The 13,150-nt window shown below is 72.0% G+C and carries 9 protein-coding genes; 8 read left to right on the forward strand and 1 reads right to left on the reverse strand.

The annotated features are described in order from the left end of the window. Positions 1-147: 147 nt before the first annotated feature. The 7 genes from ACZ6K0_RS07525 to ACZ6K0_RS07555 all read left to right on the forward strand — a co-directional run bounded on the left by ACZ6K0_RS07525 (position 148) and on the right by ACZ6K0_RS07555 (position 10,847). A complete protein-coding gene (locus ACZ6K0_RS07525) occupies positions 148-1,998 on the forward strand; it encodes an acetolactate synthase large subunit (protein ID WP_469227574.1) in 1,851 nt (616 codons plus the stop codon). A 31-nt stretch (positions 1,999-2,029) separates the two neighbouring features. Next, positions 2,030-2,557 carry an acetolactate synthase small subunit gene (ilvN, locus tag ACZ6K0_RS07530; protein WP_024756291.1) on the forward strand — a complete coding sequence of 176 codons (528 nt, stop codon included), beginning with the start codon at positions 2,030-2,032 and terminating at the stop codon, positions 2,555-2,557. A gap of 119 nt (positions 2,558-2,676) precedes the next feature. Next, the gene (gene ilvC / locus ACZ6K0_RS07535; protein ID WP_024756290.1) at positions 2,677-3,678 is read left to right on the forward strand and encodes a ketol-acid reductoisomerase; all 1,002 of its coding nucleotides are present in this window, start codon (positions 2,677-2,679) and stop codon (positions 3,676-3,678) included. A 237-nt stretch (positions 3,679-3,915) separates the two neighbouring features. Next, on the forward strand, positions 3,916-5,505 hold the full coding sequence (serA, locus tag ACZ6K0_RS07540) for a phosphoglycerate dehydrogenase (protein WP_376399660.1): 1,590 nt from the start codon (positions 3,916-3,918) through the stop codon (positions 5,503-5,505). 89 nt (positions 5,506-5,594) lie between these two features. Then, complete coding sequence (locus ACZ6K0_RS07545; protein WP_376399657.1) at positions 5,595-6,170, forward strand: TetR/AcrR family transcriptional regulator; 576 nt, start codon at positions 5,595-5,597, stop codon at positions 6,168-6,170. A 147-nt stretch (positions 6,171-6,317) separates the two neighbouring features. Then, the gene (locus ACZ6K0_RS07550; RefSeq protein ID WP_376399654.1) at positions 6,318-6,629 is read left to right on the forward strand and encodes a trypco2 family protein; all 312 of its coding nucleotides are present in this window, start codon (positions 6,318-6,320) and stop codon (positions 6,627-6,629) included. Between the two features lie 6 nt (positions 6,630-6,635). Next, entirely contained in the window at positions 6,636-10,847 is a 4,212-nt protein-coding gene (locus ACZ6K0_RS07555) for a trypsin-like peptidase domain-containing protein (RefSeq protein ID WP_469227573.1), read from the forward strand. Here the strand turns inward: ACZ6K0_RS07555 and ACZ6K0_RS07560 are convergent. Beyond that, the gene (locus tag ACZ6K0_RS07560; protein ID WP_469227572.1) at positions 10,844-11,956 is read right to left on the reverse strand and encodes a PucR family transcriptional regulator; all 1,113 of its coding nucleotides are present in this window, start codon (positions 11,954-11,956) and stop codon (positions 10,844-10,846) included. The two genes, ACZ6K0_RS07555 and ACZ6K0_RS07560, sit on opposite strands and share 4 nt — an antisense overlap. Before the next feature lie 183 nt (positions 11,957-12,139). Between ACZ6K0_RS07560 and ACZ6K0_RS07565 the strand changes: the two genes are divergently transcribed. Beyond that, positions 12,140-13,123: a proline dehydrogenase family protein gene (locus ACZ6K0_RS07565; RefSeq protein ID WP_376399645.1), complete on the forward strand. Its 984-nt coding sequence runs from the start codon at positions 12,140-12,142 to the stop codon at positions 13,121-13,123. Positions 13,124-13,150 lie beyond the last annotated feature (27 nt).

Consider the following 13,150-nt stretch of genomic DNA (forward strand, 5'->3'; position numbering starts at 1 on the left):
GCCACCACAGGCCCAGCTGAGAAAGCACCCGACGCGCTCCCCTCGCTTGCCTCACGGCACGAGGGGTTTTTTGTTGCACTGGATCACCCCCAGAGCAACGCAAACCCTCGCAAAACGCCTCGCAAACACCCTCTGCTTCGAGAAGAGATGCTGATGACCGACCAGGCCACCGGGCACCATCCGCAGCCGCGGCCCCGTAACGGCGCGCAGCCCGCCTCCGCCGTCGAGCACGTCACGGGCGCGCAGGCCCTCATCCGCTCTCTCGAGGAAGTCGGGGCCGACACCGTCTTCGGCATCCCGGGCGGCTGCATCCTCCCCGCCTACGACCCGATGATGGACTCGAAGAAGGTGCGCCACATCCTGGTCCGTCACGAGCAGGGCGCGGGCCACGCCGCCACCGGCTACGCGCAGGCCACCGGCAAGGTCGGCGTCTGTATGGCGACCTCCGGCCCCGGCGCGACCAACCTCGTCACCCCGATCGCCGACGCGCACATGGACTCCGTCCCGCTCGTCGCGATCACCGGCCAGGTCGCCTCCAAGGCCATCGGCACGGACGCCTTCCAGGAGGCGGACATCTGCGGCATCACGATGCCGATCACCAAGCACAACTTCCTGGTCACCAAGGCCGAGGACATCCCGCGGACGATCGCCGAGGCCTTCCACATCGCCTCCACCGGCCGCCCCGGCCCGGTCCTGGTCGACATCGCGAAGGACGCCCTCCAGGCGAAGACCACCTTCAGCTGGCCGCCGCAGACCGACCTGCCCGGCTACCGCCCGGTGACCAAGCCGCACGCCAAGCAGATCCGCGAGGCCGCGAAGCTGATCTCCGCCGCCAAGCGGCCCGTGCTGTACGTCGGCGGCGGCGTCATCAAGGCCGGCGCCACCGCCGAGCTGAAGATCCTCGCCGAGCTGACCGGCGCCCCGGTCACCACCACCCTGATGGCCCTCGGCGCCTTCCCCGACAGCCACCCGCAGCACGTCGGCATGCCGGGCATGCACGGCTCGGTCACCGCCGTCACCGCGCTCCAGAAGGCCGACCTGATCGTCGCCCTCGGCGCCCGCTTCGACGACCGCGTCACCGGCAAGCTCGACAGCTTCGCCCCGTACGCCAAGATCGTCCACGCGGACATCGACCCGGCCGAGATCGGCAAGAACCGCACCGCGGACGTCCCGATCGTCGGTGACGCCCGCGAGGTCATCGCCGACCTGGTCCAGGCCGTCCAGGCCGAGCACAGCGAGGGCAACAAGGGCGACTACACCGCCTGGTGGAGCGACCTGGGCCGCTGGCGCGAGACCTACCCGCTCGGCTACGACATGCCGGAGGACGGCAGTCTCTCGCCGCAGCAGGTCATCCAGCGCATCGGCGCGCTCGCCCCCGAGGGCACGATCTTCACCGCGGGCGTCGGCCAGCACCAGATGTGGGCCGCCCACTTCATCGACTACGAGCAGCCGGCCACCTGGCTGAACTCCGGCGGCCTCGGGACGATGGGGTACGCGGTCCCCGCCGCGATGGGCGCCAAGGCCGGCATGCCGGACCGCACGGTCTGGGCGGTCGACGGCGACGGCTGCTTCCAGATGACCAATCAGGAGCTCACCACCTGCGCGCTGAACAACATCCCGATCAAGGTCGCCATCATCAACAACGGCGCCCTTGGCATGGTCCGCCAGTGGCAGACGCTGTTCTACAACCAGCGCTACTCCAACACCGTCCTGCACTCCGGCCCGGACGACGTCCAGGCGAACAAGGGCACCCGCGTCCCCGACTTCGTCAAGCTCTCCGAGGCCATGGGCTGTGTCGCCCTGCGCTGTGAGGACCCGGCCGACCTGGACAAGGTCATCGCCGAGGCGAACGCCATCAACGACCGTCCGGTCGTCATCGACTTCATCGTCCACGAGGACGCCCAGGTCTGGCCGATGGTCGCCGCGGGCACCTCGAACGACGAGGTCATGGCCGCGCGGGGCGTGCGCCCCGACTTCGGCGACGGCGAAGACGACTGACAGCGAAGAGCGACAAGGAAGAGACCCAGACATGTCCACCAAGCACACGCTCTCCGTTCTCGTCGAGAACACGCCCGGCATCCTCGCCCGGATCGCCGCGCTCTTCTCCCGCCGCGGCTTCAACATCGACTCCCTCGCGGTCGGTGTCACCGAACACCCCGACATCTCCCGCATCACCATCGTGGTCAATGTCGAGGACCTGCCCCTGGAGCAGGTGACCAAGCAGCTCAACAAGCTGGTCAACGTCCTGAAGATCGTCGAACTCGAGCCCAGCGCCGCGATCCAGCGCGAGCTCGTCCTGGTGAAGGTCCGCGCCGACAACGAGACCCGCTCCCAGATCGTCGAGATCGTGCAGCTGTTCCGCGCCAAGACCGTGGACGTCTCGCCCGAGGCGGTCACCATCGAGGCCACCGGTTCGAGTGACAAGCTCGACGCGATGCTCAAGATGCTGGAGCAGTTCGGCGTCAAGGAGCTCGTCCAGTCCGGCACGATCGCCATAGGGCGCGGCTCCCGGTCCATCACGGACCGGTCGCTGCGCGCCCTCGACCGCAGCGCCTGAGAGTCATCGGAGGTCAACCGCCGGTCCATCCGGCGGTCCGACTGCCGAGACCCCAAAGCTTCCCTCAAGCGCTCCCCCGTACGGTGGGACGCAACACCAGCACCTCAAGGAGATTTCCAGTGGCCGAGCTCTTCTACGACGCCGACGCCGACCTGTCCATCATCCAGGGCCGCAAGGTCGCGGTGATCGGCTACGGCAGCCAGGGCCACGCCCACGCGCTGTCGCTCCGTGACTCCGGTGTCGACGTCCGCGTCGGTCTCCAGGAGGGCTCGAAGTCCAAGGCCAAGGCCGAGGAGCAGGGCCTGCGCGTCGTCTCCGTCGCCGAGGCCGCGGCCGAGGCCGACCTCATCATGATCCTGACCCCGGACCCGATCCAGGCCAAGGTCTACGAGGAGTCCATCAAGGACAACCTGAAGGCGGGCGACGCCCTCTTCTTCGGCCACGGCCTGAACGTCCGCTACGGCTTCATCGAGGTCCCCGAGGGCATCGACGTCGCCCTGGTCGCCCCGAAGGGCCCGGGCCACCTGGTCCGTCGTCAGTACGAGGAAGGCCGCGGCGTTCCGTGCATCGCCGCCGTCGAGCAGGACGCGACCGGCAACGCCTTCGCGCTGGCGCTCTCGTACGCCAAGGGCATCGGCGGCACCCGCGCGGGCGTCATCAAGACGACCTTCAAGGAAGAGACCGAGACCGACCTGTTCGGTGAGCAGGCCGTCCTCTGCGGTGGTACCGCGGCGCTGGTCAAGGCGGGCTTCGAGACGCTGACCGAGGCCGGCTACCAGCCGGAGATCGCGTACTTCGAGTGCCTCCACGAGCTGAAGCTCATCGTCGACCTCATGTACGAGGGCGGCCTGGAGAAGATGCGCTGGTCGGTCTCCGAGACCGCCGAGTGGGGCGACTACGTCACCGGCCCGCGGATCATCACCGACGCCACCAAGGCCGAGATGAAGAAGGTCCTCGCGGAGATCCAGGACGGCACCTTCGCCAAGGAGTGGATGGCCGAGTACCACGGCGGCCTGAAGAAGTACAACGAGTACAAGACCCAGGACGCCAACCACCTCCTGGAGACCACCGGCAAGGAGCTGCGGAAGCTCATGAGCTGGGTGAACGACGAGGAGGCGTAAGCCTTCGGGAGAGGGGCCGGACAGTGTGTCCGGCCCCTCCCCCCATCGTTGGACACCTCGTCCAACCACGGACGGGTGATCCTTCCAACGAGGCGTATGAGCTGCGCCGACACACCACTACACTTCTCAACAACATACGCGTCAGGCCCACAGCGTCGTGCGCTTTCACGCGGCAAGCCCCCTCCACCGCCTGCGGCCGTCGGGACGGCCGTCCGCACTGGATCTGTGAGGACTCACGTGAGCTCGAAACCTGTCGTACTCATCGCTGAAGAGCTGTCGCCCGCCACCGTGGACGCGCTGGGCCCGGACTTCGAGATCCGGCACTGCAACGGCGCGGACCGTGCCGAGCTGATCCCCGCCATCGCGGACGTGGACGCGATCCTGGTCCGTTCCGCGACCAAGGTCGACGCCGAGGCGCTCGCCGCCGCGAAGAAGCTCCGCGTCGTCGCCCGTGCCGGTGTCGGTCTGGACAACGTCGACGTCTCCGCCGCCACCAAGGCCGGCGTGATGGTCGTCAACGCGCCGACCTCGAACATCGTCACGGCCGCGGAGCTCGCGTGCGGTCTGCTCGTCGCCACCGCGCGCAACATCCCGCAGGCCAACACCGCGCTGAAGAACGGCGAGTGGAAGCGCAACAAGTACACGGGCGTCGAGCTGAGCGAGAAGACCCTCGGCGTCGTCGGCCTCGGCCGCATCGGCGTCCTGGTCGCCCAGCGCATGTCCGCCTTCGGCATGAAGATCGTCGCGTACGACCCTTACGTGCAGCCGGCCCGCGCCGCCCAGATGGGGGTGAAGCTGCTGGCCCTGGACGAGCTCCTGGAGGTCGCGGACTTCATCACCGTCCACCTGCCGAAGACCCCGGAGACCCTCGGTCTCATCGGTGACGAGGCGCTGCACAAGGTCAAGCCCTCCGTCCGCATCGTCAACGCCGCGCGCGGCGGGATCGTGGACGAGGCGGCGCTCTTCTCCGCCCTCAAGGAGGGCCGGGTCGCCGGCGCGGGCCTCGACGTGTACGCGAAGGAGCCCTGCACGGACTCCCCGCTCTTCGAGCTCGACCAGGTCGTCTGCACCCCGCACCTCGGCGCCTCCACGGACGAGGCCCAGGAGAAGGCCGGCATCGCCGTCGCCCGCTCGGTGCGCCTGGCGCTCGCCGGCGAGCTGGTCCCGGACGCGGTCAACGTCCAGGGCGGCGTCATCGCCGAGGACGTGAAGCCGGGTCTGCCGCTCGCCGAGAAGCTCGGCCGGATCTTCACCGCCCTCGCGGGCGAGGTCGCGGCCCGTCTCGACGTCGAGGTCTACGGCGAGATCACCCAGCACGACGTGAAGGTGCTCGAACTCTCCGCGCTCAAGGGCGTGTTCGAGGACGTGGTCGACGAGACCGTGTCGTACGTCAACGCCCCGCTGTTCGCGCAGGAGCGCGGTGTCGAGGTCCGGCTGACGACGAGCTCCGAGTCGCCCGACCACCGCAACGTCGTCACCGTGCGCGGCACGCTGTCGAACGGCGAGGAGGTCGCGGTCTCCGGCACGCTGGCCGGCCCCAAGCACCTCCAGAAGCTCGTCGCGGTCGGCGACTACGACGTGGACCTGGCGCTCGCCGACCACATGGTCGTGCTGCGCTACGAGGACCGCCCCGGCGTCGTCGGCACGGTCGGCCGGATCCTCGGCGAGGCCGGTCTGAACATCGCGGGCATGCAGGTCTCCCGCGCGGAGGAGGGCGGCGAGGCGCTCGTCGTGCTCACCGTGGACGACACGCTGCCGGCGGCCGTCCTGGCGGAGATCTCCGAGGAGATCGGCGCCACCTCGGCCCGCTCGGTCAACCTGATCTGACGCACCACCCCGTACGCACGCGTGTACGTGTACCCGGCTTCTAGACGTTCGTCTTACACGATTGTCTATCGGCCGGGTACAGTGCTGTCATGGGACACAAGGAAGACCTGCTCGAAGGCGCCAAGCGCTGCCTCCTGGAGAAGGGGTACGGGCGCACCACGGCGCGCGACATCGTCGCCGCCTCGGGCACCAACCTCGCCTCCATCGGCTACCACTACGGATCCAAGGACGCCCTGCTCCAGCAGGCCTTCCTGACCCTCACCGAGGAGTGGGGGGACCAGGCCGGGGCAGCCGGCGCGGAGGGCGCCGAGGCACTGCCGGCCGACCCGTACGAGCGTTTCCACGCCGTCTGGGAGCAGGTGATCGCCGCGGCCGGGGCGAGCCGGCCGGTCTGGAAGCTCCAGACCGAGGTCGTCACCCGCATCGATGACGACGAGAAGCTCCGCGAGGCCATCAAGGAACCCCAGCGCGAGGGCCGCCTCGGCATGGCCCAGGGCTTCCTCGGCATCGACCCGGAGCGGGACCCCGAGAAGGCCCGCGTCGCCGGACTGCTCTGCCAGGCCCTCGCGACCGGCGTGATGATCCAGTGGATGGTCGACCCGGAGACGGCTCCCAGCGCGGACGACCTCACCGCCGGTCTCAAGGTGCTGATGGAAGAGGGCTGACGGGCCGGAGCCGATGGCGGGTCATGAGCGCGGGGAACGACGGGAGATCACCGATTCCCCGGACGCCCCGCCGTTCGGGTGCCACGATGGGACACCAGGGCATCCGGTGCGACGGATGCCGATCCCGGGAAACCGAGAGGGTCGCCGATGACGGACGTCTCCCCCGTGGCCGGACTCGCCGAGTGGATCGGGGCGCTGCGCAGCGAGCTCCGCAGGGCCCAGGACGCGGCGAGCGGACAGGACCTCCACTTCAGCGTGGGGCCGGTGGAACTGGAGCTGGAGATCGCCACCACCCGGGAGGCCGGCGCCACCGGAGAGCTCAAGTTCTGGGTGGTCGGCGTCGGCGGCTCGGGGAAGCAGACCGCCGAGTCCCGGCAGCGCATCACCCTCTCCCTCACCCCCGAGAGCGTGAACGGCCCGGTCAAGGTCGGCGACCGGCTGCCCGGGCAGCCTCGCTGACGGGTCATGACCGTCTCCGTCGGGTCCATCGGACAGCCCGCCCTGGAGCGCGTGGCCGAGATACTCGTCGGCCCGGACGGCGGCGGGTGCGTCTTCGGCTCCGGCTACCTCCTCGGCGAGCGGCTGGTGCTGACCGCCCGCCACCTGCTCGACGACGCCCCCGCGGACAGCAGGGTGTCCGTACGTCTCGGAGGGCGCCCCGCACTCCATCCCGCCGAGCCCGTCTGGCGGTCGGCCGCGCCCGAGACCGACCTGGCCCTCGTCCGGCTGACCGGACCGTCCGCCCCGGGCGGCGCCTCCCCGCCGCCGGCGCTCGGCCGGCTGGACGCCGACCCCGCCCGTATCGTCCCCGTCACGGCGACCGGCTTCCCCGCGCTTGCCGGTCTCGTCGACGCCGACCGGGTCGCGGTCCGCGACAGCTACCAGGTGACCGCCGAGGTCGCGACCCACTCGTACGTCAAGACCGGCCGCCTCGAACTCCGGGGCCACGCACGGTCCGACGCGGTCGGAGCGCGCTGGCGCGGCTTGTCCGGTGGGGCCGTCTTCGCCGAGGACACCCTGATCGGCGTGGTCGTCTCCGCGGCCGGTGACGCCCCTGTCCTGCACGCCACCCCGCTCTCCGCCGTCGCCGCCGACCCGGACCTGCGGTCCCTCCTCCTCGCCGACGGCGTCGAGCCCGACCTGCGTCCCGTGCGCCGCACGGCCGCCTACACCCGGCGGGTCCGGCGGCTCGCCCGCCAGGCGGGGGAGCTGCAGGACAGGGAGACGGAGCTGGCGGAGATCGAGAGGTTCGCGCGCTCCCACCCCTGGTGGTACACGCGCGGCGGGCCGGACCCCGGTCCCCTCCTGTGGCAGCCCGACCGCGACCGCTCCGACCGCGACCGCTCCCACCGCGACCCGTCGTACGCACCTCCCCATGCCTCGTACCAGTGGATCACCGGTCCGCCCTGGGCGGGGAAGACCGCCCTGGCCGCACGCTTCGCGGCCTTCCCGCCGCCCGACATCGACGTCGTGTCGTTCTTCGTCTCCCGCAGCTTCGGCGAACAGACCCGGCAGTTCCAGCAGGAGGTCTGCGACCAACTGGCCGCACTGCTCGGCGACCCCCCGCAGACGTTCTCCGGGCAGGGCGCCCTGGACAGCCTCTGGCAGCGGGCGAACGACCGGGCCGCGTTCCACGGCCGGAACCTGTTGCTGCTCGTCGACGGCCTCGACGAGAACGACGAGTCGCCGCCGATCGCCGCCCTGCTGCCCACCGAGACCGGCGCCACCGGCCACGTCCTCGTCCTCAGCCGCGCGATGCCGCCGATCCCGGCGGCCGTGCCACGTGACCATCCCCTGCGCGACGAGGAGCGGTGTCCCAGGGTGCCGCTGTCCCCGACCCGCCGGGCGGACCAACTCCGCGAACGGGCCACGGACGAACTCACCACCCTGCTGCCCGACCGCGACGTACGCACGGTCCTCGGCACCCTCGCCGTCGGCGGCCCGATGACCCTGGACGACCTGGGTGCCGTGCTGGAGACGGCGGGCGGCGCCCCCGACCCGTACGACCTCAGGACCCTCGTCCGCTCGGTCCCGGCGCGGGTGCTGTCCTCGGTCGCCGACCTGTCCTCGGTCGCCGACGCGGCCGGCGGGGCCGAGGGGACCGCCGAACGCTTCGGTTTCGCCCACGACGAGCTGCGCCGCGCCACCCTCGCCGAGATCGGTGCCGCCGCGGCACGGCACCGCGAGGCCCTGCACACCTGGGCGGACGGCTACGCGCGCCGCGCCTGGCCCGACGACACCCCCGACTATCTCGTCGCCCACTACCCGGCCGTGCTCCTTACCTCCTCCGACACGGCCCGCCTCACGGTCCTGCCGTCCCCCGAGCGGGTGGCGCTGTGGCAACGCCGCACCGGCCACGACACCGACGCCGCGCGGGAGATCACCGGCGCGCTCCAGGCGCTGGCCGAGTGGGAGGGAGACGGCCTGGGCGCCGCGGCCGTCCTGGCGATGCGCCGCTACCGGCTCTTCGAGGTCCCGGCCGACCCCAGCTTCGGGTTCCCCGCCGAGATCCCGATCGGCTGGGCCGAGCAGGGCCAGTGGGCCAGGGCGGACTATCTGGCCTCCGTGATCTGGTCCTCCGCGCGGGCGTACGCGGGCATCGCCCTCGTCGCCGCGCACCTGGGCGAGCGTGAACGCTTCCACGGCCTCGCCCAGCAGGCCTGGGAAGCCGCCCGGCACAGCCCCGCGGGCGCGGTCTGGGACGCTCCCGGGCTGGCCGCCGTCGGCCGGGCCGCCTTCGGCCTTGACGCACCGAAGCTGGGGCGGCAGCTGCTGTACGCGGCCGCGGAGTCCCTGAGGACGCAGGACGACGACAGCGCGAACCTGACGGCGAAGGCCCTCGCCCAGACGGCCGGGGAGCACGCGGCGGTCGGTGAGAGGGACGCCGCCCTCGCGCTCATCGGCACGGCGGAGCGGCTTGTCCGCACCGAGCGCTCCGTCGCCTCCGCTCAGCAAGGCGAGGTCGCCTACCGGTCGGCGCTCGTCAGGGGGCTCGACGGGGCCCTCGCCGCCTTTCCCGTGCCTCGCGAGGGGGCGGAGCGGGCGAGGGTGCTGGCGTGCTTCGCACGCGCGGCCGGACAGCGCGGCGACGTGGCCGACTGCCTGCGCGCGCTGGCGGCGGCGGAGGCGGCGCTGCGGGGGCTCGATTCCGACACGTATCTGTTCGTGGTGCCGGACGTCGTCGAGGCCGCCGCGCGTACGGGTCACGAGGGCACCGCCCGGCGGCTGGCCGAGGAGGCCGTCACGCGCATGCCTTCGGCGACCGGCCCAGGACACCGGGACCGGGCGCGGGCGCGGCTCGCCCCCTTGTACGAGCTTCTCCGGGATCAGGAGCGGGCCGACGCCCTGACCGACGAGGTCGGCGAGGTGCGGCAGCGGCCGGCCGCTCTCTCCGCGTGCGCCGAGGCGGCGTACGAGCGAGGGGACGCGGAGCGGGCGGGAAAGCTCCTCGACCGTGCCGAGCGGCTGCCCGCATCGGGCTCGCCGGCAGGCAGTCAGCAAGACCCGCGCCGGGATCTCGCCGCCGTCAACGCGAGATGCGGGCGCCCGGACCGGTCCGAGCGGATCCTGCGGGCGCTGACCGTTCCGGGACGCCACTTCTGGGAACGACTGGCCCTGGCCGAGGCGGTCGGCCGCACCGGGCGGCTCGACCAGTCGGAGCGGGTGCTCGCCCTCGCCGACGGCGACGACGACTGGGCGCAACGCGCGGCGGCCGCGCTGGCCGTCGGTGCGGCGCGGGCGGGTGACCTGGACCGGGTGCGGACGCTCGCCGCGTTCAGCGACAGCGCGCACCGCGGTCTCCTGCTGCGGTTCGCCGCCGTCGGTGCCGCCGAGGGCGGGTACTTCGACCTGACCGCACGCCTGATCGGCCTGGCGCGGGAGGCGCACCCGGCCTCGGGCCAGGTCGTCCACCGCGGCAGGGAGGACGACCCTGTCGCGACGGCCGCCTTCCTGGCCGTACGGGCCGGGGAACCGGGCTGGGCCCAGCACTTCGCCGAGCTCGTCCGCCCGCTGGGTGCCCCGTGGCCGCCGTCGGGCCCCGCGATCACCCTCGCGGTCCGCTGGGACTTCGACGGGGCGCGGCGGAGAGCGCTCGGGATCTCCATGCCCCCGGACCGGGCGGAGGCACTGGCCGTCGTGGCGGAGATCGCCGCCATCCGCGGGCACGAACCCCTCGCCGACGAACTGTTCGACCTGGCGCGGCAGGCCGTCGACCTGTGGGACGCGGCCGCGTACGCGCGCTCCCGCGCCTCGTCGCGCCTGGCGGTCGCGGCCGCCCGGACGGGGCGCCTCGGGCAGGTCCGCGGACTCCTGCGACGGATGCACGCGGCCCACCCGGACCACCGGGTGCCGGCGCTCGCGGCCCTGGCGGAGGCCCTGGCCCGGCGGGGCGAGCACGCGGGGGCGGTCGCTTCCCTGGACGAGGCCTTCGCCTGCTTCGTCTCACGCCAGGGCGGAGCGGACGAGGAGAAGGCGCTCGCAGCGCTGGTGACGGCCGGGACGGCCGTCGATCCGGCGCGCTCCCGACGCCAGGTGGTCCGTCTCCTCGCCGACCGGCAGCGCACCCCGGCCCTGCTGTCGGCGGTGCTCCTCGCGGACCCGGAACTGGCGCCGCTGACGATCGATCTGCTCGGCGGCTCCCCGGACCCCGACGCGGCTCCCGGAGGCTTCTCCTAGAGCCGGGCCGACTTCAGGGACATGTGGAGCAGGAGGCGGTCCTCGCCGTCGTCCAGGTCCAGGCCGGTGAGCTGTTCGACCCGGGACAGCCGGTAGTAGAGGGTCTGCCGGTGGATGCCCAGGGCGGCGGCCGTACGGCCCGCCTGGCCCGCGTTGTCGAGGAACACCTCGGCCGTGCGGGCCAGTTCGGCGTGGGCGGGGGCGAGCAGCGGTGCGACGGCCGGGTCGATCTCGGGGTGGTAGAGCGCCGCGAGCAGCCGGTACGGGCCGATCCCGGCCCACTCCGCGACCGGGCCGAGCTTCGGCTGCGCCGTGGCGGCCCGGGCCGACGTGCTGGCTTCGCGCCAGGCCGCCGGGAGCTCCCCGAGACCCCGGCGGGGCGTCGCGATACCGGCCGGCGCGGCGGCGCGCAGCCGGTCCGCGGCCGTGTGGGCGGGGGAGAGGTCGTCGGCCGTGCGCAGCCGTACGAGGACGGCGAGGGACTGGGCCTCCGGGAGCGTGGCCACGGCCGCCGCGCCGGGGACCGCCCGGATCGCGGGGGCCTCGCCCTGCCAGGGGGTGACGCAGACGACGGTGTGCAGTCCCTCCGCGCTGGGCCCCAGGGCCGCCCGGAGCGCCGCGACGGCCATGTCGTTCTGCCAGCCGCGCCCGGCGGTCAGCACCGCGGCGAACTCGCGGGAGAGGTCGGCGCCCGCGCGCTCCTCGTCGGCGAGGAGCCCGCCGATCCGGGTGGCGACCTCCATCGCGGCCGCGAGCTGGGCGGGCGTGGGGCCGGGCTCGGCGTCGAGCAGCCAGACGTATCCGAGGACGACGCCCCGATGGCGTACGGGAAGACAGATCCGGTCCCGGAAGACCCCGGCGTCCGGGGCGGCCGGGATGCGGACCGGGCCCGTCGCCCGGGTGATGCCGAAGCCCTCGAACCAGGCGCGGACCGCCGGCGTCGACTTCCGGGTCAGGATCGACCGGGTCCGGACGGGGTCCATCGCGGCGTCGTCGTCGCTGTCGTGCGCCCCGAAGGCGATCAGCCCGAAATCGCGGTTCTCCAGCGTCGCCGGGGCGCCCAGGAGCGCGGAGATCTCGTCGACCAGTTCTTGGTAATCGCCCTTCACGACGCCATTCTCGCACCCCTTCAGACATGTGTATGAGATGCCGCGCACGGATGCGTGACAGCTGTCGATGGCAGAGGATCGGAGCGATCCATAGGTTTCACGGTGGTTCTCCGTGCTGTTCCCGTTTTCTTACGAAAGATCGGGTAGGCACTCTTCGTCACCCTGTCCTTCTGGAGGTGCCCCGTGCTGGGTCCCGTGATCCTTGCTGCGTCGCGTAGCGACAAGATGCGCCGTCTCGTGTCGGCCGCCCCCGGGACCAAGCAGGTCGTCGCCCGCTTCATCGCCGGCGAGACGGTCGGCGACGTCGTCCCGATCGTCCAGGAGCTGAGCGACCGCGGCCTGGAGGTCACCCTCGACGTCGTCGGTGAGGACATCACCACCGTCGAGCAGTCCTACGCCGCCCGGGACGCCTACCTGGAGCTCATCGGCCGCCTCAAGGAGCTGGGCCTCGGCGCCCGCGCCGAGATGTCCGTGAAGCTGTCGATGTTCGGCCAGTCGCTGGATGTCGAGGGGGGCGAGCCCGCAGGGCTCTCGGCTGAGGGTGGTGGCGGGCGACGGGAGGGCGGCCACGAGCTCGCTCTCGCGAACGTGCGCCCGGTCGTCGAGGCCGCCGCCGAGATCGGCACCACCGTCACCCTCGACGCCGAGGACCACACCACCCTCGACTCGATGTTCGCCATCCACGAGGAGCTGCGGAAGTCCTTCCCGCAGACCGGCTGCGTCATCCAGGCGTACCTCTTCCGCACCGAGGACGACGCCCGCCGCCTCGCCGCGAACGGCTCCCGCGTCCGGATCGTGAAGGGCGCCTACAAGGAGCCCGCCTCCGTCGCCATCCAGGACAAGCCCGAGATCGACAAGGCGTACGTCCGGATCATGAAGATCCTGATGGACGGCGAGGGCTACCCGATGATCGGCTCCCACGACCCGCGCCTGATCTCCATCGGCCAGGAGCTGGCCCGCCGCGCCGGGCGCAAGCTGGACGAGTACGAGTTCCAGATGCTGTACGGCATCCGCAGCGAGGAGCAGAACCGTCTCGCCGCCGAGGGCCACCGCATGCGCGTGTACACCGCCTACGGCACCGACTGGTACGGCTACTTCATGCGCCGTCTCGCGGAGAAGCCGGCCAACCTGCTCTTCTTCGTCCGCTCCATCCTCACCAAGGGCTGAGCCCCCCACCTCTCACAAGGAGTAACG

The organism is Streptomyces sp. NPDC042346 (genome assembly GCF_055581845.1).

Excerpts from the sequence above, each read along its gene's own strand:
- ACZ6K0_RS07545 (WP_376399657.1), top strand. The coding sequence starts at position 5,595 with ATGGGACACAAGGAAGACCTGCTCGAAGGCGCCAAGCGCTGCCTCCTG.
- ACZ6K0_RS07555 (WP_469227573.1), top strand. The coding sequence starts at position 6,636 with ATGACCGTCTCCGTCGGGTCCATCGGACAGCCCGCCCTGGAGCGCGTG.
- ilvN (WP_024756291.1), top strand. The coding sequence starts at position 2,030 with ATGTCCACCAAGCACACGCTCTCCGTTCTCGTCGAGAACACGCCCGGC.
- ACZ6K0_RS07550 (WP_376399654.1), top strand. The coding sequence starts at position 6,318 with ATGACGGACGTCTCCCCCGTGGCCGGACTCGCCGAGTGGATCGGGGCG.
- ACZ6K0_RS07525 (WP_469227574.1), top strand. The coding sequence starts at position 148 with ATGCTGATGACCGACCAGGCCACCGGGCACCATCCGCAGCCGCGGCCC.